Raw genomic sequence first — 25,422 nt, 5'->3', positions numbered from 1 at the left:
TTACTTCGCGTTCCAGCGCGCTGTCACGGCCGCGATCCTTGCACCGAACACCTTCGCCGTCTCCAGATCGCCGGGCGGCGGGGCTTCGTCAGGCGACGCGTCCGCCGGAGATTGCGTCAGCAAGCCCGAAAAACCACCAATAAAGTTCAGGTCGTTGCGTGTGGCCGCCTTCGTATTCGACGGCATCATGCCCGTGCCAGCCCAGATCATGCTGTGCTGCATCGCGAGGGTGATCAAGTAGGCAATGGTCGAGTGCTTGTCGCCATTCATGGTCGCCGAGTTGGTGAATCCGGCCGCGATCTTGTCCTTCCACGATTGCGCGAACCACGGTTTGGAGCTGGCATCGGCGAATTTCTTGAAGTCGGCTGACGGACCGCCCATGTACGTGGGCGCACCGAAGATGATGGCGTCCGCGGCGTCGAGTTCGGCCCAGCCGGCGTCGTCCAGATCGCCGACGGCAAGCAGTTTCGCGTCCGCGCCGGCGTCGATCGTGCCGGCCAGCACGGCTTCGGCGGCCTTTTTCGTATGGCCGTAGCCGCTGTGATAAACGATAACGATTTTTGGCATTTCATTCCCCGTTTGCGACACAAAGCCGCGGGTTGCGCAGGAACAACCAGAACCAGGCGTCTTCGAGCTGATTTAGCCAGCTGAAAAACGACGCCGGTGATCGTTCAGCGGCCAGTCTAGCAAAGCCAAATTGGACCTGCCGACGCACCATCAACGCCGTTCATCGCCCGTAGGTGACGATGAGTTGTGCGCTGGCGATGGTCGTCGTGCGGATTTCGTGCTCGAACATGAGCGAAGGGCTGCTCTGGCGCAGGCGCAAGTCGCTGCTGTTGAGCGCGTAGACCGTGATGATGTAGCGATGTGGTTTGCCCGGCGGCGGGCAAGGACCCGCATATCCGTCGATATCGAAGTCATTGCGGGATTCCACCGCGCCCATTTTGCGCAAGACGCCCGAAGCGCTCGCATTAGACGGCAACTGCGAGACGTTCGCGGGAATGCCCGCGACGGCCCAGTGCCACCAGCCGCGGCCGGGCGCGTCCGGGTCGAAGACGGTGATCGCGAAACTTTGCGTGGCTGCAGGCGCACCGTGCCACGACAACTGCGGGGAACGGTTGCCGCCTTTGCAGTCGCTCTGGTCGAAGACGAGCGCAAGCGGGACTTGCTGGTTCGGACGGAAGTCGGTACTTGTCAACGTGAAAGGGGCTGCACCGTTAACTTCAGCGACTGCACGCGGCGCATTTGATACTATCGCGGCGCAGAAAACCGGGAGCAGCAGCGCGCGGCAAGATATTCCCAACATGACGACACGCCAATCAACAGCGCGGCGCATAGCACAAACCACAAGCCCGATCCCCAAGCGCATGGTGCAAATTCTCCGGTCACGGGCGCGGCCAAATCTGGCGTTTCACCCACTGTAACGATGTACTTTGTCTCAGAAATTGGCTTAGAGCTGGATTCAAGTTTAACATCCCGGGAATGGACAAAATTTTTCAAATGTTAAAAACAAGACTCAGCAAGGTTCAACACCATGACTTCGGGTTTAGCCGAAGTTTCGCTCTCCCGGTTGAAGGGCCAAATGTAATGAGTGGAGGGTAAATTTCTTATAATGCGTGAGGGATTTGTTCATTTACGAGCGAGGGGTAAATAATGGGTCAACGGATAAAAGTCATTATTGCCGATGACCATCCTGTCATTCTGTTTGGCGCCGCTCAGGCGCTATTGAAGTTTCCCGAGATCGAAGTGATCGGGCAAGCGCGCCAATCGACGGAATTGATTCAGCTTCTGCAAAAATCACCTTGCGACGTGGTCGTGTCGGACCTTGCCATGCCGGGCGGCCAATATGGTGACGGAATGCCGCTGCTGGGTTATATCGGGCGTCAGTTTCCGACCGTGCGCATTGTCGTGCTGACCATGCTGGAAAATCCCGCGCTCCTGAAACGCTTGCGTGAGGTAGGTGTGACGGCGGTCATCAATAAGTCAGACGATTTGAGCCACATCGGACTGGCCATCGTTCATGTGATGCGTGGACAGGACTACATTGGCCCGTCGGTGCGCCTCGCGCTGGACAGCATGGGCTTGTCGGCCAGTGGCCAGCAGCGTGACGTGGTGTTGTCGAAGCGGGAACTGGAAGTGGTCCGTTTATTTGTGTCCGGCATGACAATTACTGAAATTGCCGCGCAGTTGAAGCGCAGTATTAAAACGATCAGTACGCAAAAGAATACCGCGATGCGCAAGCTGGGAATTGAGCGTGATTCTGAATTGTTTCAATATGCTAAAAGTAATGGATTATTGAATCTGTCGGCCTATGTAGGCGATGGAAATTTGGATGATGTCATTCCAATTAATACGTAATAGTTGTTAATTACGTTTCATAAAGAAGCCGCTCGTTTATAAAGACGCGCGGCTTTTTTTAATGCACGGATATTCACAATCGGGCGATTATTGCGGTGACGCCGTTACGCCGCCGTGCGCTGCCGACCATTGCGCCGGCGCATGCAGGAATTTCTCGACTTCATCCAGCGTCTTCGTCTCAAAATAGCCCGCTTCCTTCGCGACGCGCAACACGTCCCACCATGTGGCGAGCGCGTGCAGTTCCACGTCGATATCTTTCAGCACCGAGATGCTTTCCTTGAAGATGTTGTAGTGAAACAGCACAAAGCAGTGATTCACCTTCGCGCCAGCCGTGCGCAGCGCGTTGATGAAATTGATCTTGCTGCGGCTGTCGGTGGTCAGGTCTTCCACCAGCAGTACGCGCTGGCCTTCAGTCAGCAACCCTTCAATTTGCGCGTTCCGGCCGAAACCCTTTGGCTTCTTGCGCACATATTGCATGGGCACCATCAGCCGGTCGGACAGCCACGCGGCGAACGGGATGCCGGCCGTCTCGCCGCCTGCGATTGCATCAATCTGCTCATAGCCGATGTCGCGCAGGATCGTCGTCTCGGCCATCTCCATCAGGCCGCGGCGAACGCGTGGATACGAGATCAGCTTGCGGCAGTCGATATAAACCGGGCTCGCCCATCCCGACGTGAAAATGTACGGTTTGTCCGCGTTGAAATGCACGGCCTGGACTTCGAGCAGCATCTTGGCGGTGGTGTCGGAGATCGTCTGGCGGTCGAAGCCTGTCATGGGCGAATCCTTGGATTGACGAGTTGACGCTCGACGCCCGTTTTTAGCAGGCGATCAAGCGGCGGCGGCCAAAGGCGCCTGGCGCAGCGGAAGCGTCCGGTCGGGCAAAGATGGACTGTGTTCGATGCGCGCGTAGGCCAGAATTTTACTCGACCCATAAGACACGGAAGAAACACTACACCCGACAAACCCCGTCTTGCGAATTCAGGATTTACCGAACAATCCGTGCATCCACTTTGGCCGCTTACGCGCTGTTTCTGTCACAAATGGTGCTGTGCGTCAATTTTAACGCGCGGTGTACACTATTTATCCCCGAAAAATGCCACGGCCAGGTGTTTCGCTGTCGGTGCACACGCGCTTGGTCTCAATGCGCCTCGCCACCGCGCAGTGTCCCCGGCCCTCCGCTTCGCCCATTTTTTGCCCATTTTTCAACTCTTTCCCTAAACGTCTCAGGCTAATCATGGACGAACAACTGAAGCTCAGCGCCCTCGCATATCACCAGTACCCGAAGCCCGGCAAGATTTCGGTCACGCCGACCAAGCCCTTGTCCAACCAGTTGGATTTGTCGTTGGCTTACTCGCCCGGCGTGGCCGCAGCCTGCATGGCGATCTTCGACGACCCGCTCGACGCCCAGAAGTACACCTCGCGCGGCAATCTGGTCGGCGTGGTGACGAACGGAACGGCCGTGCTTGGGCTCGGCAATATTGGGCCACTGGCCGCCAAGCCCGTGATGGAAGGCAAGGGCTGCCTCTTCAAGAAGTTTGCGGGTATCGACGTATTCGATATCGAGCTCGCGGAGACCGATCCGGACAAGCTCGTCGATGCCATCGCCATGCTCGAACCCACGCTTGGCGGCATTAATCTCGAAGACATCAAGGCGCCGGAATGCTTCTACATCGAGAAGAAGCTGCGTGAGCGCATGAAGATTCCTGTCTTCCACGACGATCAGCACGGCACGGCGATCATTGCATCGGCGGCGATTCTCAACGGCCTGAAAGTGGTCGGCAAGAAGCTCGACGAAGTGAAGCTCGTGTGTTCGGGCGCGGGCGCGGCGGCTATCGCGTGTCTCGATTTGCTCGTCCACCTCGGGCTTAACAAATCCAACATCCTGGTCTGCGATTCGAAAGGCGTGATCTACGAAGGACGCGGCAATCTGGATCCATCGAAGGAACGGTACGCCGCGAATACGAGCGACCGCACACTCGCGGATGCCATCGACAAAGCCGACGTTTTCCTCGGCTGCTCGAGCGCCGGTGTGCTCAAGCCGGAAATGGTCAAGGTCATGGGCACGCAGCCGCTGATCCTTGCGCTCGCCAATCCGGAACCGGAAATCCGCCCGGAAGAAGCGAAGAAGGTGCGCCCGGATGCGATCATTGCCACTGGCCGTTCGGACTATCCGAACCAGGTCAACAATGTGCTGTGCTTCCCGTTCATCTTCCGCGGCGCGCTGGATGTGGGTGCGACTACGATCACCGAAGAGATGAAACTCGCGTGCGTTCGCGCAATCGCGGAGCTGGCCGAAGAGACCGATCAAGGCGATGAAGTCGCGAAAGCCTACGAAGGCCATTCGCTTGAATTCGGCCCGGACTACTTGATTCCGAAGCCGTTTGATCCGCGGCTGATCATCAAGATCGCGCCGGCCGTTGCTCAAGCCGCGATGGATTCAGGCGTGGCGACACGGCCGATTCACGACATGGACGCGTACCGCGAAGAGCTGGGCACAACGGTTTATCGCACGGGCATGGTGATGCGGCCGGTGTTCGCGGCGGCCAAGTCGGCACCGGCGCGCATTGTGTTCGCCGAAGGTGAAGACGAACGTGTGCTGCGTGCCGCGCAATTCGTGCTGCTGGAGAAGATCGCGAAGCCGATCATCATCGGGCGGCCAGCGGTGGTGGAAATGCGTCTGCAGAAGATGGGCTCGAAGCTCAAGCCCGGGATCGATTTCGAGATAGTGAATCCGGAAGACGATCCTCGTTACCAGAAGTGCTGGCAGGAGTATCACAACATCGCTGCACGCGAAGGCGTGACGCCGGACAACGCGAAGGCCGCGCTGCGCAAGTTCAACACGTTGATTGGCGCAATCCTGGTCCGTCTCGGCGATGCCGACGGCATGATCTGCGGCATGATCGACACGTATCACGACCATCTCAAATTTATCGAGCAGGTTTTGGGCAAGGCGGAAGGGGTGGAGAATTTCGCTGCGATGAATTTGCTGATGCTGCAGGGGCGCAATCTCTTCATCAGCGATACCTACGTCAACGAGGTTCCAACGCCCACGCAACTCGCCGATATGACGATTCTGGCGGCGCGTGAAATCGGGAAGTTCGGGATTGCACCGAAGGTCGCGTTGCTGTCGAACTCGAACTTCGGCAGCGTGCCGACGGCTTCATCGAAGCGCATGGCGGGAGCGCGAAAGCTGATCGCCGAGCGTGCGCCGGATCTGGAAGTCGATGGGGAGATGCACGGCGATGCGGCGCTGTCGGAAGTTGTTCGCAAGGCCGCGATGCCGGCGTCGACGCTGACGGGCGAGGCCAATCTGCTGATCATGCCGAACGTAGAAGCGGCGAACATCACGTATAACTTGCTCAAGATGGTGAGCGGCGAAGGCGTGACGGTCGGGCCGTTCCTGCTCGGCGCGGACAAGCCTGTGCACATTCTCACGCCGGCCGCGACCGTGCGACGGATCATCAATATGACGGCGGTGGCGTCAGCGAATGCGCGGGTGAAGGCGGCCAGCAACAACGTGTGATGAAATGGGTTTATCGGTCGTCCTTACTATTAGAGCCGGCTGATTGAGAAGCGGTGAAGCGGCGACCGGGGGCAGCGGTTGCCGCTTTCTTTTGGGAGTGCGCGTTACGTGTGCGCGCGCGTTATCTAGCGCAAATATGGTGTTAGCGCTGACTGAATGTTAAAGAGATGGACGAGCGGCACGGACGCAGCCAACCTGAATCAGGTCAACGATTTGCATAACGAAGTGGGCCAGAGCATGTCGGCGTCGCAACGAAACGCGTTCGGCGGGGTTGCATCGGCAATGGCCATGCCAAGCCTCTCGCCGGGCCAACCGGCAAGACCTTAGTGGCTGTCGGCATGGCGAACTACAAGGGCTATGGCGCCGTCGGTGCGGGCGCAACGTATAGGTCGCGTGATGGCGCGTTGTCGTTGACGCCGCATGGCGATACGGGCGCGCGCGCTCAGGCGGGCTACGCGTTCTGAGTTTGAGCAGGTTGCAATCAACAAGGAAAGGCGATCCGGATGTTCGGATCGCCTTTTTTACTTGTGCAAACCGTCTCACCAACAATCAATGGCTGCTCAGCGCGCTAATTCACCACGGGTACGTTAGGCGAACGTTCGCATGTACGCCACGCCGATGTCTCTCCTTTTCTCGTCATTCCTTGCTGGCGCGTTTCGAGGTGCCGACGATTGTCCGCCCAGACGTTGATCTTTCATATTCACGGCGTCATCAATAAAGCCTTTCTGTTTCGGTAACGTTTTGTAGGGCTGCGCCTATTCGACTCCTCGCTCCATCCTAATAGATTAGGTTCTGACGCGAGTGAAGTGCAACCCTCGCTTTTGATTCATCGACACATCGCTCGCCGCCATTCGACATCTTATTGAGTGACCGTACGCGGTAGCACCGCTTCGGTGGCGAATTAATCGTATTGATCCGCTGATTCAGGCGATGCCTCGAATCGATCGCTAGTGTGCAGACAGAACCTAAAATTAGGAATACATAGTAATCGTGAACAGATCATATAAATCAGTCTTGAATCGTTCCACGGGTACGTACGTGGCCGCTAGCGAAAATGTAAAGTCGGCGAAGAACAGGCTTGCAGTGAAGGTAGCATCGGCCTCGCTGGCTTTCGGTGCGCGCCGAGTTGCATAGGCATTAAACGATCGAAGCTTGGAAAACAAAACGCCCGATGAAATTCATCGGGCGTTTTGTCGTGCGTGCAGTGAACAGACTTAAGCCGCCTTTAAGCCACTTGCCGCGTCTCACCGCCTGCCGGCGCACGCCACTTCGCCAATAGCGCATTCCACTTGATACGCGCCGCGTTCACGTTGTTGTCCTTCACGTGACCGTAACCGCGCATTGAATCAGGAAGATTCGCGAGTTCTATTGCCAGCGGTAGCTTCTCCGCCGTCAATCCGCCCATCACTTCCTTCACCAGCGCCTCATACTCTGTAATCAACTCGCGCTCCATCTTCCGTTCGCCGGTCTTGCCGAAGACATCGAGTGACGTGCCGCGCAGGAACTTCATCTTCGCCAAAACTTTCATCGCGGATAAAACCCACGGGCCGTATTGCTTCTTGATGAGATGACCGTGCGCGTCTTTCTTCGAGAACAAAGGCGGTGCGAGGTGGAATTTCAGTTTCCAGTCGCCTTCGAAGCTGCCCTTCAGCCGTTCCACAAATGCCGGGTCGGCATAAAGGCGTGCGACTTCGTACTCGTCCTTGTAGGCCATCAGCTTGTGCAGGTTCTTCGCGACGGCTTCCGTCAACGCGTATTGACCATCGATTGAACCGATCGAGGCCTCCGCCTTGCGCACTTCCGCCACCAGCCGGGCATACCGTGCCGCATATGCTTCGTTCTGGTAGTCGACGAGATAAGAAACGCGCTTCTCGATCAACGCATCCAGCGCTTTCGGCGTGTGCAACGCAATGATCTTGCTGCCGCCTTGAGGCTCCGAAACGCCGCGATTCTGTCCTTTGACCAACCGCATCAAACCGTCAAGATCGTGCGCCGCATGACGACCCCATTCGAACGCCGCCAGGTTCTTTTCAACCTGGACCGCATTCAGTTCGATAGCGCGGACCAAAGACTCATGCCGCAATGGCACCCAGCCGCGCTGCCAGGCAAATCCCAGTACGAACGGGTTCGTGTAAATGGCATCGCCGAGTAAAGCTACGGCGAAGCGATTGGCATCGACGAGAGCAACGTGCTCGCCCGCAGCCGTACGGATATCCGCTTCCGCGCTCGCGCCCGGGAAACGCCAGTTCGGGTTCTTGATGAACTCCGCGGTCGGCGTTTCGGCGCTGTTCACGACCACGCGCGTGTGGCCGGGCTGCATGCGCGAGCCGCATTCATCGCTGGCGGTGACGATCGGATCGCAACCGATCACCAGATCCGCTTCGCCCATTGCAATGCGGGTGGCGTGGATATCGCCGGGATGGGTGGCGATCTGCACATGGCTCATCACGGCACCGCCTTTCTGCGCGAGGCCGGTGACGTCCAGCACGGTCACGCCCTTTTGTTCCAGATGCGACGCCATGCCGAGCAACGCGCCGATCGTCACAACACCGGTGCCACCGACGCCCGTGACCAGAATGCCGTATGGCCGATCAATCGACGGTAATTCAGGCGTGGGAACGGGCGGCATTGCATCGCCGGCAATACTCGATGCCTTCGGCTTCTTCAACTGTCCGCCTTCAACCGTGACGAAGCTCGGGCAGAAACCGTTCACGCACGAGTAGTCCTTGTTGCAGGTCGACTGGTTGATCTGGCGTTTCGTGCCGTATTCGGTGTCGAGCGGTTCGACCGACAGGCAATTCGATTTCACCGAGCAATCGCCGCAGCCTTCGCAGACGGCTTCACTGATGACCACGCGCTTCGCGGGATCCGGGTACGTTCCGCGTTTCCTGCGCCGACGTTTTTCCGTCGCGCACGTCTGGTCGTAGATCAGGATCGTGGTGCCGGTAATCTCGCGTAGCGAGCGCTGAACTTCATCGAGCTTCTCGCGATGGAATACATCGATACCCGGCGCCAGCCCCACATTCGCCTGATATTTCTCGGGTTCATCGGTGACGATCACAATCTTCGTCGCGCCTTCGGCCGCGAGTTGATGCGTGATTTGCGGCACGGTGAGCACGCCGTCTACGGGCTGGCCGCCGGTCATCGCGACGGCGTCGTTGTAGAGGATCTTGTACGTGATATTCGTCTTCGACGCGATCGCCGCGCGGATTGCCAACAGCCCCGAGTGGAAGTACGTGCCGTCGCCGAGATTGGCGAACACGTGTTTGTCGTTGGTGAACGGCGCCTGGCCGATCCACGCGACGCCCTCGCCGCCCATCTGACTGAACGTGCTCGTGCTGCGGTCCATCCACACGGTCATGTAGTGGCACCCGATTCCGGCCAGCGCGCGCGAACCTTCCGGCACGTTCGTCGATGTATTATGCGGACAGCCCGAGCAAAACCACGGCTTGCGTTCCGCCTCAACGCGCGGCCGTGCCAGCGCTCTTTCCTTCGCTTCGATCACCGCAATACGCGTGGCGATGCGCGCGCGGACATCGGCGGGAAGATCGAACTTGTCGAGCCGCGTGGCAATCGCCTTCGCGATAATCGCCGGCGACAACTCGTAGTGCGCCGGCAGCAGCCAATTGCCCATTGGCACGGACCATTCGCCGCCAGCGCCATCTTTCTCGTCGAACTTGCCGAAAACGCGCGGGCGTTGTGCATCGGGCCAGTTGTAGAGCTCCTCCTTGATCGCGTATTCGAGGATCTGGCGCTTCTCTTCAACGACCAGAATCTCTTGCAAGCCGTGAGCGAACGCGTGCGCGCCCTGCGCTTCGAGCGGCCACACGCAACCCACTTTGTACAAACGAATGCCGATGCGCGAGCAGGTTTCATCGTCGAGACCGAGATCCGATAAAGCCTGACGCACGTCCAGATAGGCCTTGCCCGCCGTCATGATGCCAAACCGCGCATTCGGCGATTCAATCTCGATCCGATCCAGCTTGTTTGCACGCACATAAGCAAGCGCGGCATACCACTTGTAGTCGAGCAGACGCGCTTCCTGAACCAGCGGCGGATCGGGCCAGCGGATGTTGAGACCACCATCGGGCATCGCGAAGTCGGTCGGCAAAACAATCTCAACGCGGTTCGGATCGATATCAACCGAAGCCGACGATTCCACCACGTCCGTCACGCATTTCATCGCGACCCAAAGGCCGGAATAGCGGCTCATGGCCCAGCCGTGCAGCCCGAAGTCCAGATATTCCTGCACGTTCGATGGAAACAGCACCGGCAATCCGCACGCCTTGAAGATGTGTTCGGACTGATGCGCGAGCGTGGACGATTTAGCGGCGTGATCGTCGCCGGCGAGTACGAGTACACCGCCATGCTGCGATGACCCGGCCGAGTTGCCATGCTTGAACACGTCGCCGGTTCTGTCGACGCCCGGCCCTTTGCCGTACCACATCGAGAACACGCCGTCGTATTTGGCGCTCGGATAAAGATTGACCTGCTGCGAGCCCCAAACGGCAGTTGCCGCGAGGTCTTCATTCACGCCGGGCTGGAACACGACCTGATTCGAAGCGAGATGCTTCTTCGCTTTCCACAGATGCTGATCGAGTGCGCCGAGCGGGGAGCCGCGATAGCCGGAAATGAAACCGGCGGTATTGAGTCCCGCGGCGTGATCGCGTTGTTGTTGCAGCATTGGCAGCCGAACCAGCGCCTGTATGCCGCTCATGTACGCGCGACCGCGTTCCAGGGTGTATTTGTCGTCGAGAGTGACGGAATTCAGCGCGGCTTCTAGGGAAGCTTTTTGTTCCGCGTCAAGGGGGGCATTCATTGTGGGGTCTCTCCGCCAACGTTTGGGATCGCCAAAGCAATTTAAGGGCGTCCGCGTCTTGTGGACGCATCGGCCGGGATTCTGAGTGTGCCTGTTTTGATTTTTTTCCAGCACTGGTAATAACCCGCTGAAAAGCTATTTCGACATTGCACCGATGTTACGACGTGTAAAAAGCGGCCGGATTTCGATGTCATTCGATGTCATCGGGGAACCGCTCGCGTCGAGAGCATTCAAACCCGCGATCGATGCACATTCGTTCTGGCTTTATCGGCGGGACGAGCACGATTGTTGAACACACCGATGCACGCAGTTGAAGGAGATAGCAGTGAAACAACGATACATCCAAAGCTTTTTGATGGTTTCCGCAGCATTTTTTGCGATGAACGCACCGGTTCGCGTTGGCAACCCGATTGGATCGGAGGCAACGATCTCCGGCAGACCGCGAATTTCGCAGGTTCGGATTGAACAGGTTTCGGTCAAGCAGACGGCGGACAATAAGGACGACGCCGACGCTTGAGGGTATTTCCAAAAAAATGCCGGGGACCTGAAGATCCCCGGCATTTTTTTTTTGCGCCGCGTGTTCTAGCTGGCGCTTGTGTCCTTCACTACGCCGCGCCGAATCTGATCGAGTTCAATCGATTCAAACAGCGCCTTGAAGTTGCCTTCGCCGAAACCCTGATTGCCCTTGCGCTGAATGATCTCGAAGAAGATCGGGCCGATCTGGTTTTCCGTGAAGATCTGCAGCAGGATTTCGTCGCGCACGCCGTCGATCAGGATCTTGCGTTTGCGCAATTCCGCCACCGATTCTCCGTGATTCGGCACGCGCCGGTCGACGAGTTCGTAATACGTATCGATGGTATCCAGCAACGCGATTTTCGCGCCGCGCAAATGATCGACGGTGCTGTAGATATCGTCGCTGCCTAGTGCAATGTGCTGAATCCCTTCGCCGTGGTACGCATCGAGATATTCCTGGATTTGCCCCGATGTATCCGAGCCTTCCTCGTTGATCGGGATGCGGATCTTGCCGCACGGTGAACTCATCGCTTTTGACTTGACCGCGGTCACCTTGCCTTCAATATCGAAGTAACGCGCCTCGCGGAAATTGAATAAACGCTCGTAGAACTCGGCCCATTCGATCATCCGTCCGCGATGAACGTTGTGTGTCAAATGATCGATGTATGTCAGTCCGTGGCCGACCGGATTTTGCTCGGCGCCTGGGATGGGTTCGAAGTCGACGTCGTAGATACTGATGTCGCCAATGCTGCCCTGTTGCGCGTCGTTCTTGCCGCGCCACCGATCCACGAAGTAAATCAGCGAATCGCCAACGCCCTTGATCGCGGGAATGTTCAATTCCATCGGTCCGGTTTTGTTATCGAAACCCCAGGCGCCGAGGTCGAGTGCACGTTTGTACGCCTTGCCGGCATCGGCGACACGGAAGGCGATCGCGCAAATCGACGGACCATGCAAACGCGCGAAACGCTGCGCGAAGGAATCGGGCTCAGCATTCACCAGGAAGTTGATCTCGCCTTGCCTATAAAGCGTCACCTTCTTGTGACGATGCCGGGCAATCGCAGTGAATCCCATTTGCTCGAACAATTGCCCGAGCGCCACGGGATCGGGCGCCGTGTATTCGATGAATTCAAAACCATCCGTGCCAACGGGATTGTCCCAAGTCGTTGCCTGCATGCTTTGTCTCCTGAACCGTAAAGATGATTCGATGATTAGTTGGCGATTATTGGGACAAAGTTTATCGACGGAAGCGCGGCAGATACTTGCGAAGTAAATCGCCTATCTCTACGATGACGCACGTTCATGGCGTAATGCAGCGTGTAGGAGACAGAAAATGGCTCAAATCGAACTCGATGCGATCGATCGGAAAATTCTCGCCATTCTTCAGGTGAACGGGCGGCTGTCGAACCAGGACATCGCTGATCAGGTGAACCTCTCGCCGAGTCCCTGCTTGCGGCGAATTCGTCGGCTTGAAGAGGAGGGCGTGATCCGCGGTTATGTCGCGCTGCTGGAACCGCGTCTGCTCGGACTCGGGTTGCTCGCGTACGTCAACGTGAAGCTGGAAAAACGCGGCGGGACGCCGGTATCGGCGGGAATGAAAAATCCGCCGACGCATGCGGACCGCTTTCGCGAAGCCGTGCGCTCTTGGCCGGAAGTGGTGGCGTGCGACGCCATGACGGGTGACATGGACTATCTGCTGCGCGTTCTGGTGGAAGACATGGAGCACTTTTCACGCTTCGTGCAGGCTCAATTGCTGCACCATCCGTCGGTAATCGACGTCAAAAGCAGCTTCTCGCTGGAACGCTTCAAGGAAACGACGGCGTTGCCGATTCGCTGAATTTGCGGTCGATGCCCTTTGCCCGATATTCAATCCAAAACCTGCAGACGCAAAAAAGGCGGCTTTCGCCGCCTTTCGTGCTTTTGCGCATGCTTGCTGATTTGTACCTGGGACTCAGGACTCGAGGTCCTGATTTAGGCCGCGTCCGCAGTAGGCATGAACGCCTGAAACATTTGCGATGCCCGGCGCGCTTGGCGCTTCACCGCGTAGTCGAAGACCGCTGCTTGTTCTTGCAACATCTCCGTGAGGATGCTGCCTTGATCGGCGGGTGTGAGCGACAAATAAGCGTCGGCTTCGCCATACGCATACTCGATCTTCATTCCCGACTTCTTCGCAATGTGCATCATGGTCGAGTTACGTGACAAACAATGCATGTAGAGCATTGAAACGTGCGTGTTGCGGCTGCGGATGGCGGCGCGCTCGAACAAGCGGCTGCCGACACCACGGCCGCGCGCGCTTTCCAGCACCGACACGCCGAACTCTGCCGTGCGTTTGTCGCCTTCAGCCGGCAGATAGGCCAAATGGCCGACGCCAACTACGTTCAACTGTTCGTCGAAGACACCAAAAACCGTGTCACGCGAGAAATCGATATTCCCGACATAGTTCTCGATCACATGATCCGGCACGATCTGGCCGAAGCGCAGAAGGCGGTCGTCTTCATCGAGAGCAAGGAAATGGGTGAGAAGACGCTCGCGATCGCTCGACGACAGCTCACGGACGAGAACGGGCAAACGACCGGCAGCCGTTTGCGAGCGATCGGCTGCTGCGAAGGTCGATGCAGTGTGGCGGTTGAAGGGCATGTTCACGATGGTGGCTCCTTGATTCGTCGCGCGACATGGTGCGTCGCAAAACGAATTTTAGCCGAACCACAGCAAGAGCACTAGGGAAAACCCGTAATACCCTGTGGAGCATGTCATCTAAATCTCAAATAACATGAATAAAATCGTTTTTAAAACAATGACTTACCGGGAGTTACATGAATCGTGCAGTCGTGCTGTAACGTAATGTCGCACTGCACCATTTGCTTAATTGTCGCCGTTCATCCCGTGTTCGATCACGTCCACGACCTGCTCAGCGAACTCGCGGTAACCCAGTTTTCCATCGGGTTTGAGCCACGTGAAGGTCCAGTTGATCATGCCGAACACCATCATGGTGAGCGCGGTCTGGTTCTCTTTCGTCGCCCGTTTCGGATACGCGCGCGCGAGTTGCCGGGCGAACGCCGCGACAATGCCGCGTTGGCGTTCCAGCACGATTTCACGCTGCGTGTCTTCGAGATATTTGACGTCGTTGAGCAATGCAACGTGCCGGCTATGGGAAGTTTCGTACTCGGTGAGGAACGCGCGAATCAGCTCGGCGAACGCCTCGCGCTCCGTCAATCCGCGCCGTTGGCTCGCTCCTTCCACTTCCGCGATGATCAGCATCAACCGCTTCGTGTAGCGATCGAGCAGGTCGAAAAGGATGGCTTCCTTGCTCGCGTAATAGTGATAAAGCCGCGCTTTGGACGTGCCGCTGGCCGCAGCAAGATCGGCCATCGACGTGCTCGGGTAGCTGGTCTGCGCAAATTTAGCGGCGGCGAGTTCGAGAATCTGCTCGCGTTGTGTGTCGTGGTCAGGCGCTCTTGTACGGGCCATTGAGTCTCTGCGAATTGCTGGGTCGATCGGGGATTCTAATGCGCGGCTAGTGCACGGCGCGCCGGAGATTGGCGTCGGCTATCTTGGCGAGATCACCCCGAATCTCCAGTTTGCCCGCGGCGACGAGTTCACGACAGCGCCAGAATGCAATGGAATCGCTCACCAGAAAACCGAAGCTCGCGTCCATCACCTGGCCGGCGAGCCGGCGGGCTTCCTGCCAGCCGTCGCTGGCTATCTGGAGGATGGTTTCATCGACGTCGGAATAGGTGCCGGAAATAAACGTGTTGTCGCGCCATCGGCGAGTTTCGCTATTGATCTGCTTCACTTCCTGCCATTCCAGCGCGAGACGGCTGATGCGCAACACCGAAATGGGCGCGGCTGTTGGCAGTTTGGCGCCCAACTCGTCAGCCGTGAACATGCCGACCGCCGTTGCGCCGTCTTCGCGGCCACGGCGCTGCTGCGTGCCGTCGGCGGCGGTGACGAAAGGCAAATCTTCGTGAGTGAGCTTGGCTTCGTTCAGGCGCTGTGGCACGTTGCGCAGCGTGTAGGCGACGCGTCGCAGCGTTAGCTGGTCACTAGCGCTTTGTCCGTGCCAGACCACGACCTGTCCGCTATCCTGCGCGAGGTCACGCAGGAGCGCGTCCTGTTCCTTGAGCTTCGATATGAAATCGAACTTCTGTTCGTTCAGCACCTGCTGCCAAAAGAGCGCCCGATTTTCCGGATTGTCGTCGATGCCCCGCAACTGGCCGACCGCAAGATCGTCCTTCAGCGGGATGACGCGTTCGTCGCGAGCCGCTGTTTGCAAGGCTTCGCGCAGAATCTCGGCGGCATGGTCGCCGTTGGTAACGTGGATGGTGCTCATCAGTGACGGTGACCGCAAACGTAAGTAGGTTGCCCGGCGCGCAGCGAGTGTGGCGACTGGGCGCGTCACACTGCCTTGGTAAGGGGCGACCCCTAGTGTAAGCGAATCGAATCAACGCAATCCGCCAACCCGGCGTTCAACGTTCGTCATAGCTCACAACCACGCGATCCGAAATCGGGTGGCATTGGCAAGTCAGCACGAAACCCGCGTCAATCTCATGCTGCTCCAGCGTGTAGTTCTTTTCCATGCGCACTTCGCCTTCCAGCACCTTCGCGCGGCACGTGCAGCACACGCCGCCCTTGCACGCGTAAGGCAGCGCAAGCCCCGCTTTCAAGCCGACGTCCAGTACGCTCACGCCCTGATACGGCAGGCGCAGCTTGCGCTTTTTCCCATCGATGATCAGTTCGAGATCCGCCGCCGGCGTGTCGTCGGTGATTTCGATTGCCGGCACGCCTGCTTGCGGCAACGGCGTGCCAAAGCGCTCGACGTGGACCTGCTGCGGCGGCACGCCCGCGCTTTTCAGCGCGGCTTCGGCGGCGTCCATCATCGGGCCGGGACCGCAGATGAAGGCTTCATCGATTGCATTGGCGGGAACGAGCGACTCCAGGAACGCCGCGCACTTCTCCTGGTTCAGCACGCCGTTGAACAACTCGACATCCTGCAAATCGTCCGATAGCACGTGATACAGCGAGAACCGGCTCATGAAACGGTTCTTCAGGTCCTCCAGCTCTTCGGCAAACATGATCGCGTCCACGCTGCGATTTCCGTAGATCAGCGTGAAACGGCTGGTCGGCTCGGTTTCCAGCGTCGTCTTGATGATCGCGAGCACCGGCGTGATGCCCGAGCCCCCCGAGAAAGCCACGTAATGCTTCACGTGATCGGCGTTCAGGTGCGTGAAAAAGCGGCCATCCGGCGTCATGACTTCGATTTCGTGGCCGGGTTTCAGCGTATCGAAAGCGAAGTTCGAGAAACGGCCGCCCCGCACGCGCTTGATGCCAATACGCAATTCGCCATCGCGGTCGTAATCGGTCACGCCGACGCAAATGGAATACGAACGCCGCATTTCCTCGCCGTCCATATGTGTCTTCAACGTGACGAACTGGCCTTGCGTGAAGCGAAATGCATCGCGCAGATTTTCGGGGACATCGAAGGAAACCGTAACAGCGTCGGCGGTTTCGGGACGGACGTCGCGGATGCGCAGCGAGTGGAATTGCGGAGTCGCCATGGTCGTTTTCAGTACGGTTTGAAGTAGTCGAACGGCTCGCGGCAATCCATGCAGCGATACAGCGCCTTGCACGCCGTCGAGCCGAATTGCGCGAGGCGTTCGGTATGCGATGAGCCGCAGCGCGGGCATGCAGGTTGGTCCACGACGCGCGGCACGAAGCGGATGGGCCGCTCTTGCGGCGCGTGCTCGTTCGAACCGCAATTGCCCATGGGCGGAGCGATGCCGTATTGCCGAAGCTTGTCGCGGGCCGCGTCGGTCATCCAGTCGGTGGTCCACGCGGGCGCCAGAACCGTTTCGATTCGATGCTTCGCGAAGCCCGCTGCATTCAGCGCCGCGCCAATGTCTTCGGCGATCTGGTACATCGCCGGACAGCCCGAATACGTGGGCGTAATGACGATTTCCACCGTGTCGTCGGCGGCGCGTCGGACATCGCGGAGAATGCCCAGCTCACGGATGGATACCACCGGAATTTCCGGATCGGGCACGGCGTCCAGCACTTCCCATACGCGATCGAGCGTTGCTTCGGCAGTCGTCATCGTCGCGTTCACCAACCCGCGCCAGGATGCTGCCGCGCCAAGCTTTGCATTTCCGCGAGCAGGAAACCCATGTGCTCGGAATGCTCGCCGAACTTGCCGGTGCTCACGTGCTTGGCATCGGCGGGCTTTTGCAGCGTGGCCTGCGCCAGCGTTGCGTCCACGTCTTCACGCCACGCGGTTTCCAGATCGGCGGTGAGCGGACCGATACCCGCATCGGCGATGCTCGTTTCCACGTCATCGGTGCTGAAAAATTCGCGCGTGTACGGCATCAGGTAATCCACCGCGGCTTGAGCCCGACGATGCGACTCCTCGGTGCCATCACCGAAACGCAGCAGCCAGTCGCTGGCGTGATTCAGGTGATATCGCGTTTCCTTGATCGACTTCGACGCGATTGCCGCGAGTTGCGCGTCAGTCGATTGCGTGAGCGCCGTCCAGAGATGCGCCATCAGCGTCGAATACAGGAAGTTGCGCACGACCGTCACCGCGTAGTCGCGATCCGAACGCGCCGTGCCCGACAACGGGCCCGCGTGCGGCAATTCGGTCAGCGTGTAATTGCGGAAGTCGCGTTCGTTGCGGAAATACGCGTAGTCATCTTCGGTTTTCTTCGTGCCATTAAGCTCGGCATCGAGCGTGGCCGCGTGCGAATAAAGCAATCTCGCCTGGCCGATCAGATCGAGACTGATATTGGCCAGCGCGATATCTTCCTCGAGCACCGGGCCGTGTCCGCACCATTCGCCGTTGCGCTGACCGAGGATCAGCGCGTTATCGGCGAGGCGTAGTACGTAGGACAGATGTTGGGGCGTCGTCATGGGCTTGACCCTTCGCTCACATGTGGTTGATTTCGTCGGGCAGCACGAAGAACGTCGGGTGACGGTAGATCTTGTCGCCCGCGGGTTCGAAGAACTCTGCTTTATCGGCGGGATCGGAGGCCGTGATCGCCGCCGATGGAACCACCCAAATGCTCACGCCTTCCTGGCGCCGCGTGTAGACATCGCGTGCCATGCGCAGCGCTGCGGGTGCGTCCGGCGCGTGCAGGCTGCCGCAATGCTTGTGATCAAGGCCCTGCTTGCTGCGTACGAACACTTCCCAGATCGGCCATTCGTTGTTCATTTGTCGCTCCTTCAGCTTTACTTTATGCAGCTTGCTTTTGCGCACGCGCGGCTTGTTTGGCGGAGTAGGCGAGGGCGGCTTCGCGAACCCATTGGCCGTCGTCGTGTGCCTTGACTCGCGTGGCGAGGCGTTCCTTGTTGCAGGGGCCGTCGCCGTTCACGACGCGCCAGAATTCTTCCCAGTCGATCTCGCCGTAGTCGTGTGCTTGCCGTTCTTCGTTCCATTTCAGATCGGGGTCGGGCAGCGTGACGCCGAGAATCCTGGCCTGCTCGACGGTGGCATCGACGAATTTCTGCCGCAAATCATCATTCGATATCCGTTTGATGCCCCATTTGAACGACTGCCCGCTATGGATGGAATCCTTGTCGCTCGGGCCGAACATCATCAGCACCGGCCACCACCAGCGATCCACCGCCTGCTGGACCATTTCCTTCTGCGCGTCGGTGCCTTTCATCATGGAGAGCAGCGCGTCGAAACCTTGCCGCTGATGGAACGACTCTTCCTTGCAGATGCGGATCATGGCGCGCGCATATGGGCCATAGGTGCAGCGGCAGAGCGGGATCTGGTTCATGATCGCCGCGCCGTCCACCAGCCAGCCGATCACGCCGACGTCCGCCCACGTGGGCGTCGGGTAATTGAAAATGCTCGAATATTTGGCTTTGCCAGCGTGCAGGGCATCGACGAGCTGGTCGCGCGACACGCCCATGGTTTCCGCCGCGCTATACAAGTAGAGGCCGTGACCGCCTTCGTCCTGCACTTTCGCAAGCAGGATCGCCTTGCGCTTCAGGCTCGGCGCGCGCGAAATCCAGTTGCCTTCGGGCAACATGCCGATGATTTCCGAATGCGCGTGCTGCGAGATCTGGCGGACCAGCGTCTTGCGGTAGGCGTCGGGCATCCAGTCTTGTGGCTCGATCTTGCCGTCGGCGGCCATCACAGCGTCGAAATGGCTCAGTTCCGGCGATGTGGACGCCGGATCGATGGACTGCACATTGCCGGGGATATCGAGGGATTGCGTGTACATGACGATCGCTCGCTGTAGGAAGTCACTGTGCCGCAATTATAAGCCGACCGTCCGGTCGGTTAATAATTATTTTTTGAGATGGCCTCAGATATCCCTGTTCCTACTGCACCATCTACCCAACACTCGCCTCAAACACCCGCCTGTAATTCTCCCCAAGAATCTTGCGCGTTTCCTCGCTCGAGAATCCCGCTGCGAGGAGCTGATCCGCGAAATCGGGCAACTGGCCGTAGTGCCTGAAAACCGGCGGAGAAATAAAGCCCAGCATGTCCGTGCCCATGCCGACATGGTCGATGCCGACGACATCGGTCATCCGCTTGACGCCTTCCGCCATTTCCTGCAAATCCCGGAATGATCCCGAGCTCGGCCAGACGCCGATCACGCCACCTGTATCGGCGACGGCGCGAGCGTGGTCAGGGCTGATCAGCCGGCTTCGGGCTCCGGGATGCGCGGACAGCGCGGTATGAGACAAAACCAGCGGTTTCGTCGATACCGACGCCGCCCGTTTGACGAGATCGAATGTTCCGTGCGCGACGTCGACCACGATCCCAAGGTCATTGCATCGCCGGACCACTTGGCCGCCGAAATCGGTCAAACCTCCCTGCTGGGGCGGTTCGGTCTGTATATCGCCGAGTTCGTTCACCCGGTAGTGCACCAGTTGCAAGTGCCGTAACTGGTGCTGCGTGTACGCTTCATCCAGACGATCCAGTTGGCCCTCCAGAAAATCGCCCCCTTCTGAAGCGATGATCGCGCTCGGCCCCGCGTTCGCATTCGCTTTCAGCGACGCGCTGCTGGTGATCACATTCATCTGCTCGCGCGCGATCAATGCGTGCACCCGCGCAAATTCCGTTTGCCCGAGCGCGTACAGTTCGCCCGGCGCGGGCGTTCGGTACGCTTCAATACGCTTGCGATTCGCAGATATGTGCGTAACCACGGTATCGGTGACGATCGCCAGCGTGACCACGTTCATGCCGCCGCTGCGCATGGGCGCGGCAAGCGCGGTGAAAGGGCGGTTCGCGCCAATCGCCGGATCGTGGGAGATGATCACCCGGCCGGCGTGGCTGTGCATGTCCATGGTCAGCGTGTCGCTCGAGCGCCAGCTTTGAGCGGCAGCACGCGCGTCCGGGTTGTCGGTATATCCTGAGAAGCGGCCGCGGGCGCAGGCGACCAAACTCAACGCGGCCGTCGATGCCAGGAACGCTCGCCGGCTGAATGGCCTGTCCTGGCTCGTCACGCGGGCATCGATAAGTTGATAACGCCAGCCCGCCGGATCATCGATCAAACGGCGCAGCCGTCCGCGAATGGTCACTGGTCCGTCCTGCACCTGGATCAGTGAAGCACCAATAACCTCGATGCTCGACCGCAGATCTGCCGGCACGCAGCCCGCACAACACGGCGCATCGGCGACCAGCAGAAAATAATCGACACAAGGTTGCGACTCGAGCGGAATCATCCACCCGGACAGTTCGACTATCGCGTCATGCAGCGCGTCGGCCTGACCGGAACGGATGCTCGACCATTCGATTTGCATCGACATCTCCTTTTCGAACTTCGTCGCCGGATTATGCAGCGGGAGGTCGGGCGCACTCAGTTTCGTCCCGGCCCGTTCGTGGGTCCTCGACGCCGAATGCGACAATGCGGCTTCGCCTCCAATCGTGTCTTTTCGCATGCCGTTATCGTCGCCTTCCTCCTCAGAAACTCGTCGCGCGCGCGTCGCCGTTATTGGCGGCGGCCCCGCTGGCTTGATGGCCGCCGAAGCGCTGGCGGCGGGCGGTGTCGAAGTGGATCTGTATGACGCCATGCCGTCAGTGGGCCGCAAATTCCTGATGGCTGGCAAGGGCGGCATGAATCTCACGCATTCCGAACCCGCCGAACCGTTCCTCTCCCGTTACGCCGCGCGCCGCGCACAGATTGAACCGCTGCTGCGCCGCTTCGATGCCACCGCCTTACGCGCATGGGTTCACGGATTGGGCGTGGATACGTTCGTCGGCAGCTCGGGCCGCGTGTTTCCCATCGATATGAAAGCCGCGCCGATGCTACGCGCATGGTTGCATCGGCTACGCGGGTCGGGCGTGCGGTTTCATATGCGGCATAAGTGGCTTGGCTGGGGCGACGAAACTTCGCCCCTTTTGAGGTTCGCCACGCCGGAAGGCGAGCGCTCGGTCGAAGCCGATGCCGTCGTGCTCGCACTCGGCGGCGCGAGCTGGCCACGACTCGGCTCGGACGCAACGTGGGTTCCGCATCTTGAAGCGCGCCACGTGCGCGTGTCGCCCTTCGTCCCGTCAAACTGCGGCTTCGATATCGACTGGAGCGAGCATTTCAGCAGCCGTTTCGCGGGCGAGCCGCTGAAAGCCGTTGCGATCGGTTTGCCGCGGGAGGATGGGGATATCGACTGGCGCACGGGCGAGTGCTTGCTGACATCGACCGGTATTGAAGGCAGCTTGATCTACGCGATGTCCGCGCGCATCCGCGATCGTTTATCAGCGGGTGACGGCACATTTTTCCTCGATCTCTTGCCGGCACTGACGCCGCAACGTGTCCACGATGAAGTGAGGCATCCACGTGGCGCCCGTTCCATGTCGAGTCATTTGCAGAGCCGCTTGAACCTGACGGGCGCCAAGGCGGGTTTGCTGCGAGAGGTATTGAGTCGCGAAGATTTCGCCGATACCACGCGCCTCGCTCAACGGATCAAGGCATTGCCGCTGACGGTGACGCGCCCGCGACCCATTGCCGAGGCGATCAGCAGCGCGGGTGGCGTGACGTTCGAATCACTTGATTCGCACCTGATGATCGACGCGATACCCGGCGTTTTTTGCGCTGGAGAGATGCTGGATTGGGAAGCGCCGACGGGCGGTTATCTGCTCACGGCGTGTCTCGCGAGCGGTTTGGTCGCGGGCGAGGCGGCGCTGGCTTACATAGCGGGCACGAAGGCCGCCTAAACGCCGACGCCCGCGTGAAAGAAAAAACTCAAGCCGGCACAAGCCGCCACAACGATGTGACTTCGGCCGAACGCGCGTGATAGAGCGGATCGGTTTTATCGGCGGCGCGCGGGTGATGCGGACGGATGTCCATACGGCCGTCGGTCTTCAGTCCGGCGCGGTCGACCCACTCCTGGAATTGCGCACGCGTTCGCAGGCCAAGATGTTCGGCGATATCGGAAAGAATCAGCCAGCCTTCGCCGCCAGGCGTCAGATGCGCGGCGAGGCCATCGAGAAACCCGCGCAGCATGCGGCTTTCCGGATCGTAGATCGCGTGTTCAATCGCCGAACTCGGCCGGGCCGGCAGCCAAGGCGGATTGCAGACGATCAACGGAGCACGGCCTTCGGGGAAAAGATCGGCATCGAGCACCTTCACTTGCTGATCGAGCCCCAATAATTCGATGTTTTCACGTGCACAGGCCAGCGCACGGGCATCGTTTTCCGTCGCAATCACGCGCTTCACGCCGCGCTGGGCGAGCAAAGCGGCGAGCACGCCCGTGCCGGTGCCAATATCGAAAGCCAGTTCCTTCGATGGCAACGGCTGATCTGCCACCAGCTTGATGTACTCGCCGCGCACGGGGGAAAACACGCCGTAATAAGGATGAATCCGCGCGCCAAGCGCCTCGACGTCGACGCCCTTTTTGCGCCACTCGTGCGCGCCGACCAGCCCGAGCACCTCACGCAGCGACACCACGGATTCACCGGCGGCCGCGCCATACGCCTCCTCGCACGCTTCCTTCACAACCGGCGCGCGACGCAGCGGAATTGCGTATTCGGCATCGAGCGGCAAGAGCAACATGCCAAGCGTGCGCGCCCGCTGCGACTGGGCGAGGCGGTGCAAATTGAACGCCTCGGCGGGAGCGGGCGGCGCGGCCGGCGGTGCATCGGGGGCCGCGCTGCGTTCCTTCGCTTTTGCCTTGGCGGACTTTTTCGGCCGCGTTTCGATGCGTCGAGTCACCGCTTGCAGCAACTGGCGTGCGTTCTGGAAATCGCCGCGCCAGAGAATGGCCGTGCCTTCGCAAGCCAGCCGATACGCCGAGTCGGCGGTCATCTGGTCATCGCCGATCACCACGCGCTTGGGCGGCGCGATTCCGCTTTCCGAGTGCCAGAGCGCCGAACGGTTCTCGCCTTTTTCCTCCCATTCGATGTGGGAAGGTGCGGCGCTGGTGCAAGGAGAAGTTTTGGAATGCATGCTGAATAAGTACCGGACAAAGTGAGAACCGCGAGGCGGAATGCCGACATTCTGAGGGCTTTTCACAAATTGGTCCGATTTTCGACGACAAAAAGGCGTTCGGAGCGTCTGCGTGGGAATCGGGCGACGGGATTTTAATCGCTGCGAAAGCATGTCGGTTTGCGCATTTGAAGTCGGTTATCCAGACGGCGTGGAGGTGCGTTCCACGTCACCTGTCCGCGAGTAATGCGCCCGTGCAGCAGGCTCGGGCTAAGCCGCACATACACTGCTGAGATCCGTCCGCCGAACTGTAAGCGCCTGGTTTGCCCGTTCAGGCACAATCGCCTTTTCCCTCAAACATCCCCCGTTCCCCGATGAACCTTCGCGCCCTTTCCGCCGTTGCCGCCGCGACGCTGTTTGCTTCCTTGCTGCCGTCCACCAGCGCTCTTGCCGACGACGCGCCGGCCGAACACTGGGTCAGCGCCTGGGGCACGGCGTTGCAGGCAATTCCGCAGCGGGCTGATTTGCCGGCGCTGTATCGCGCGCCTGAGATTGGCGGCCGGACGGTTCGGCAGATTGTGTATCCCGCTATCGACGGCCGGCACGTTCGGCTCCGTCTTAGCAACGTGTACGGCACGGTGCCGCTGGTGATCGAGGGCGTACAGGTAGCGCGCTCCGTGTCCGGCGGCGCGGCCGCGATCCGGGCGGGCACCAGCCGTCCCGTGACGTTCGGCGGCAAAGCAGGCGTGACGATCGCGCCGGGCGGTCAGATCGACAGTGACCCGATCGCCTTCGATGTCACCGCCCATCAGCCACTTGCAGTCAGTACCTATATGGGAGCAGGGCAAAAAATGGCCGCGTGGCATAGGGTGGCGAACCAAACGAATTACGTATCGACGCCAGGCAACCATTCTTCGGACACCGACGCCGCTGCGTTTCGCACGCGTTTCACGCAATTCGTATGGCTGACGAGCGTTTCCGTCGATACCACGCCGGCGCGGGCGTTGGTGGCAATCGGCGACTCCATCACCGACGGCATGCGCTCCACGCCGAACGCGAATCGCCGTTGGCCGGACGCATTTGCGCGTCGGCTGACGCAAAAGGGTATCGACGGCACTGCGGTCGTGAATGCAGGGATCAGCGGCAATCGCTTGCTGAGCGGGTCGCCGTGTTACGGCGATGCGCTTTTGAGCAGGTTCGATCGCGACGCATTGCGCCAGCCCGGTGTGCGCGCGGTGATCGTTATGATTGGCATCAACGACATCAATTTCCCTTCGATGCGCCCACGCGCCGGCCTGGATTGCGACGATCCCCACACGTCTGTCACCGCCGATTCGCTGTTGCGCGGATATCAACGGCTGATCGCGCAGGCCCACCAGCGCGGTGTGCGGATCTACGGCGCAACCTTGACACCGGCCTCGTTGCCTCCGGAGCGCGAAGCAATCAGGACGGCAGTGAACGATTCAATCCGTTCAAGCCATGCATTCGATGGCGTGATCGACTTCGACCAGGCGCTACGTGACCCGGCTCATCCGGACCGCCTCCAGCGCCGCTATGACAGTGGCGACAATATCCATCCAAGCGACGCGGGATATGCGGCCATGTCGGAAGCGGTTCCCATCGACGCGTTGGGGCTGGCGAAGAGTCATTAAGGGGTTGTTAAGGGGGCTGCTAGGGTATTCCCGAAAATAGTTTGCGGATGTCCTTGCCTTAGTACGTTCCATCACCTATTATTCGTCTCCTCGTTTCGCAACGAGGGCCGCTAAAGAAACAGGTGGCCTCCAAAATCGGTAAGTTTGAAAGCAAACGCTCACAAGCTTGTTGACATGGAGAAAAAGATTCTT

The 25,422-nt window shown here is 59.3% G+C and carries 23 protein-coding genes; 8 read left to right on the top strand and 15 right to left on the bottom strand.

From position 1 onward, the window contains the following. Both ACSQ83_RS25055 and ACSQ83_RS25050 read right to left on the bottom strand, forming a co-directional pair. Positions 1-567, bottom strand: a complete 567-nt coding sequence (locus tag ACSQ83_RS25055; protein ID WP_414954023.1) for a flavodoxin family protein — start codon at positions 565-567, stop codon at positions 1-3. A gap of 160 nt (positions 568-727) precedes the next feature. Beyond that, positions 728-1,336, bottom strand: a complete 609-nt coding sequence (locus tag ACSQ83_RS25050) for a YbhB/YbcL family Raf kinase inhibitor-like protein (RefSeq protein WP_436229983.1) — start codon at positions 1,334-1,336, stop codon at positions 728-730. A 317-nt stretch (positions 1,337-1,653) separates the two neighbouring features. Here ACSQ83_RS25050 and ACSQ83_RS25045 point away from each other — a divergent pair, with 317 nt between their 5' ends. Further along, positions 1,654-2,358, top strand: a complete 705-nt coding sequence (locus ACSQ83_RS25045) for a response regulator (RefSeq protein WP_436229982.1) — start codon at positions 1,654-1,656, stop codon at positions 2,356-2,358. An 87-nt stretch (positions 2,359-2,445) separates the two neighbouring features. Here ACSQ83_RS25045 and ACSQ83_RS25040 read toward each other — a convergent pair whose 3' ends face one another. Further along, on the bottom strand, positions 2,446-3,132 hold the full coding sequence (locus ACSQ83_RS25040; RefSeq protein ID WP_436229981.1) for an orotate phosphoribosyltransferase: 687 nt from the start codon (positions 3,130-3,132) through the stop codon (positions 2,446-2,448). Positions 3,133-3,592: 460 nt separating this feature from the next. Here ACSQ83_RS25040 and ACSQ83_RS25035 point away from each other — a divergent pair, with 460 nt between their 5' ends. From ACSQ83_RS25035 to ACSQ83_RS25020, 4 genes are all read left to right on the top strand, one after another. Then, positions 3,593-5,881, top strand: a complete 2,289-nt coding sequence (locus tag ACSQ83_RS25035) for an NADP-dependent malic enzyme (RefSeq protein ID WP_436229980.1) — start codon at positions 3,593-3,595, stop codon at positions 5,879-5,881. A 156-nt stretch (positions 5,882-6,037) separates the two neighbouring features. Further along, on the top strand, positions 6,038-6,208 hold the full coding sequence (locus tag ACSQ83_RS25030) for a hypothetical protein (RefSeq protein ID WP_414954018.1): 171 nt from the start codon (positions 6,038-6,040) through the stop codon (positions 6,206-6,208). A gap of 11 nt (positions 6,209-6,219) precedes the next feature. Then, positions 6,220-6,345, top strand: coding sequence for a hypothetical protein (locus ACSQ83_RS25025; RefSeq protein ID WP_414954017.1), 126 nt, complete (start codon positions 6,220-6,222; stop codon positions 6,343-6,345). 526 nt (positions 6,346-6,871) lie between these two features. Further along, positions 6,872-7,015 carry an ESPR-type extended signal peptide-containing protein gene (locus ACSQ83_RS25020; RefSeq protein ID WP_414955132.1) on the top strand — a complete coding sequence of 48 codons (144 nt, stop codon included), beginning with the start codon at positions 6,872-6,874 and terminating at the stop codon, positions 7,013-7,015. A 91-nt stretch (positions 7,016-7,106) separates the two neighbouring features. On the opposite strand, the gene ACSQ83_RS25015 is transcribed toward ACSQ83_RS25020, so the two are convergent. Both ACSQ83_RS25015 and hppD read right to left on the bottom strand, forming a co-directional pair. Continuing rightward, entirely contained in the window at positions 7,107-10,700 is a 3,594-nt protein-coding gene (locus ACSQ83_RS25015) for an indolepyruvate ferredoxin oxidoreductase family protein (RefSeq protein WP_436229979.1), read from the bottom strand. 582 nt (positions 10,701-11,282) lie between these two features. Next, complete coding sequence (gene hppD / locus ACSQ83_RS25010; RefSeq protein ID WP_414955134.1) at positions 11,283-12,386, bottom strand: 4-hydroxyphenylpyruvate dioxygenase; 1,104 nt, start codon at positions 12,384-12,386, stop codon at positions 11,283-11,285. 157 nt (positions 12,387-12,543) lie between these two features. On the opposite strand from hppD, the gene ACSQ83_RS25005 reads away from it, so the two are divergent. Next, entirely contained in the window at positions 12,544-13,047 is a 504-nt protein-coding gene (locus ACSQ83_RS25005; RefSeq protein WP_414955135.1) for an Lrp/AsnC family transcriptional regulator, read from the top strand. Between the two features lie 134 nt (positions 13,048-13,181). On the opposite strand, the gene ACSQ83_RS25000 is transcribed toward ACSQ83_RS25005, so the two are convergent. From ACSQ83_RS25000 to ACSQ83_RS24960, 9 genes are all read right to left on the bottom strand, one after another. Then, positions 13,182-13,847 carry a GNAT family N-acetyltransferase gene (locus ACSQ83_RS25000; protein ID WP_436230043.1) on the bottom strand — a complete coding sequence of 222 codons (666 nt, stop codon included), beginning with the start codon at positions 13,845-13,847 and terminating at the stop codon, positions 13,182-13,184. A 225-nt stretch (positions 13,848-14,072) separates the two neighbouring features. Next, positions 14,073-14,678, bottom strand: coding sequence for a TetR/AcrR family transcriptional regulator (locus ACSQ83_RS24995; RefSeq protein ID WP_414955136.1), 606 nt, complete (start codon positions 14,676-14,678; stop codon positions 14,073-14,075). A 46-nt stretch (positions 14,679-14,724) separates the two neighbouring features. Beyond that, on the bottom strand, positions 14,725-15,540 hold the full coding sequence (locus ACSQ83_RS24990; protein WP_436229978.1) for a DUF1835 domain-containing protein: 816 nt from the start codon (positions 15,538-15,540) through the stop codon (positions 14,725-14,727). 136 nt (positions 15,541-15,676) lie between these two features. Further along, the gene (gene paaE / locus ACSQ83_RS24985; RefSeq protein ID WP_436229977.1) at positions 15,677-16,765 is read right to left on the bottom strand and encodes a 1,2-phenylacetyl-CoA epoxidase subunit PaaE; all 1,089 of its coding nucleotides are present in this window, start codon (positions 16,763-16,765) and stop codon (positions 15,677-15,679) included. 8 nt (positions 16,766-16,773) lie between these two features. Beyond that, positions 16,774-17,301, bottom strand: coding sequence for a 1,2-phenylacetyl-CoA epoxidase subunit PaaD (gene paaD, locus ACSQ83_RS24980; RefSeq protein WP_436229976.1), 528 nt, complete (start codon positions 17,299-17,301; stop codon positions 16,774-16,776). Positions 17,302-17,309: 8 nt separating this feature from the next. After that, positions 17,310-18,110, bottom strand: coding sequence for a 1,2-phenylacetyl-CoA epoxidase subunit PaaC (gene paaC / locus ACSQ83_RS24975; RefSeq protein ID WP_414955140.1), 801 nt, complete (start codon positions 18,108-18,110; stop codon positions 17,310-17,312). A 16-nt stretch (positions 18,111-18,126) separates the two neighbouring features. Continuing rightward, positions 18,127-18,411 carry a 1,2-phenylacetyl-CoA epoxidase subunit PaaB gene (paaB, locus tag ACSQ83_RS24970; RefSeq protein ID WP_056364669.1) on the bottom strand — a complete coding sequence of 95 codons (285 nt, stop codon included), beginning with the start codon at positions 18,409-18,411 and terminating at the stop codon, positions 18,127-18,129. 22 nt (positions 18,412-18,433) lie between these two features. After that, positions 18,434-19,432 carry a 1,2-phenylacetyl-CoA epoxidase subunit PaaA gene (gene paaA, locus ACSQ83_RS24965; RefSeq protein ID WP_414955141.1) on the bottom strand — a complete coding sequence of 333 codons (999 nt, stop codon included), beginning with the start codon at positions 19,430-19,432 and terminating at the stop codon, positions 18,434-18,436. Positions 19,433-19,544: 112 nt separating this feature from the next. Next, complete coding sequence (locus tag ACSQ83_RS24960) at positions 19,545-21,098, bottom strand: dipeptidase (protein WP_436229975.1); 1,554 nt, start codon at positions 21,096-21,098, stop codon at positions 19,545-19,547. Here ACSQ83_RS24960 and ACSQ83_RS24955 point away from each other — a divergent pair. Then, complete coding sequence (locus tag ACSQ83_RS24955) at positions 21,097-22,368, top strand: TIGR03862 family flavoprotein (RefSeq protein WP_436229974.1); 1,272 nt, start codon at positions 21,097-21,099, stop codon at positions 22,366-22,368. The two genes, ACSQ83_RS24960 and ACSQ83_RS24955, sit on opposite strands and share 2 nt — an antisense overlap. 28 nt (positions 22,369-22,396) lie before the next feature. On the opposite strand, the gene ACSQ83_RS24950 is transcribed toward ACSQ83_RS24955, so the two are convergent. Next, a complete protein-coding gene (locus ACSQ83_RS24950; protein ID WP_436229973.1) occupies positions 22,397-23,599 on the bottom strand; it encodes a methyltransferase in 1,203 nt (400 codons plus the stop codon). Positions 23,600-23,952: 353 nt separating this feature from the next. Between ACSQ83_RS24950 and ACSQ83_RS24945 the strand changes: the two genes are divergently transcribed. Further along, on the top strand, positions 23,953-25,230 hold the full coding sequence (locus ACSQ83_RS24945) for an SGNH/GDSL hydrolase family protein (protein WP_436229972.1): 1,278 nt from the start codon (positions 23,953-23,955) through the stop codon (positions 25,228-25,230). Positions 25,231-25,422 lie beyond the last annotated feature (192 nt).

Origin of the sequence: Caballeronia sp. LjRoot29 (assembly GCF_964252755.1) — a bacterium.
Lineage (GTDB): Bacteria > Pseudomonadota > Gammaproteobacteria > Burkholderiales > Burkholderiaceae > Caballeronia.
Note: the sequence above shows the minus strand (reverse complement) of the source record. Positions and strands in the feature narration are given on the sequence as shown.

Coding starts and splice junctions, on each gene's coding strand:
- ACSQ83_RS25055 (WP_414954023.1), bottom strand. CDS start 567: ATGCCAAAAATCGTTATCGTTTATCACAGCGGCTACGGCCATACGAAA.
- ACSQ83_RS25050 (WP_436229983.1), bottom strand. CDS start 1,336: ATGCGCCGCGCTGTTGATTGGCGTGTCGTCATGTTGGGAATATCTTGC.
- ACSQ83_RS25045 (WP_436229982.1), top strand. CDS start 1,654: ATGGGTCAACGGATAAAAGTCATTATTGCCGATGACCATCCTGTCATT.
- ACSQ83_RS25040 (WP_436229981.1), bottom strand. CDS start 3,132: ATGACAGGCTTCGACCGCCAGACGATCTCCGACACCACCGCCAAGATG.
- ACSQ83_RS25035 (WP_436229980.1), top strand. CDS start 3,593: ATGGACGAACAACTGAAGCTCAGCGCCCTCGCATATCACCAGTACCCG.
- ACSQ83_RS25030 (WP_414954018.1), top strand. CDS start 6,038: ATGTTAAAGAGATGGACGAGCGGCACGGACGCAGCCAACCTGAATCAG.
- ACSQ83_RS25025 (WP_414954017.1), top strand. CDS start 6,220: ATGGCGAACTACAAGGGCTATGGCGCCGTCGGTGCGGGCGCAACGTAT.
- ACSQ83_RS25015 (WP_436229979.1), bottom strand. CDS start 10,700: ATGAATGCCCCCCTTGACGCGGAACAAAAAGCTTCCCTAGAAGCCGCG.
- hppD (WP_414955134.1), bottom strand. CDS start 12,386: ATGCAGGCAACGACTTGGGACAATCCCGTTGGCACGGATGGTTTTGAA.
- ACSQ83_RS25005 (WP_414955135.1), top strand. CDS start 12,544: ATGGCTCAAATCGAACTCGATGCGATCGATCGGAAAATTCTCGCCATT.
- ACSQ83_RS25000 (WP_436230043.1), bottom strand. CDS start 13,847: ATGCCCTTCAACCGCCACACTGCATCGACCTTCGCAGCAGCCGATCGC.
- ACSQ83_RS24995 (WP_414955136.1), bottom strand. CDS start 14,678: ATGGCCCGTACAAGAGCGCCTGACCACGACACACAACGCGAGCAGATT.
- ACSQ83_RS24990 (WP_436229978.1), bottom strand. CDS start 15,540: ATGAGCACCATCCACGTTACCAACGGCGACCATGCCGCCGAGATTCTG.
- paaE (WP_436229977.1), bottom strand. CDS start 16,765: ATGGCGACTCCGCAATTCCACTCGCTGCGCATCCGCGACGTCCGTCCC.
- paaD (WP_436229976.1), bottom strand. CDS start 17,301: ATGACGACTGCCGAAGCAACGCTCGATCGCGTATGGGAAGTGCTGGAC.
- paaC (WP_414955140.1), bottom strand. CDS start 18,110: ATGACGACGCCCCAACATCTGTCCTACGTACTACGCCTCGCCGATAAC.
- paaB (WP_056364669.1), bottom strand. CDS start 18,411: ATGAACAACGAATGGCCGATCTGGGAAGTGTTCGTACGCAGCAAGCAG.
- paaA (WP_414955141.1), bottom strand. CDS start 19,432: ATGTACACGCAATCCCTCGATATCCCCGGCAATGTGCAGTCCATCGAT.
- ACSQ83_RS24955 (WP_436229974.1), top strand. CDS start 21,097: ATGCCGTTATCGTCGCCTTCCTCCTCAGAAACTCGTCGCGCGCGCGTC.
- ACSQ83_RS24960 (WP_436229975.1), bottom strand. CDS start 21,098: ATGCGAAAAGACACGATTGGAGGCGAAGCCGCATTGTCGCATTCGGCG.
- ACSQ83_RS24950 (WP_436229973.1), bottom strand. CDS start 23,599: ATGCATTCCAAAACTTCTCCTTGCACCAGCGCCGCACCTTCCCACATC.
- ACSQ83_RS24945 (WP_436229972.1), top strand. CDS start 23,953: ATGAACCTTCGCGCCCTTTCCGCCGTTGCCGCCGCGACGCTGTTTGCT.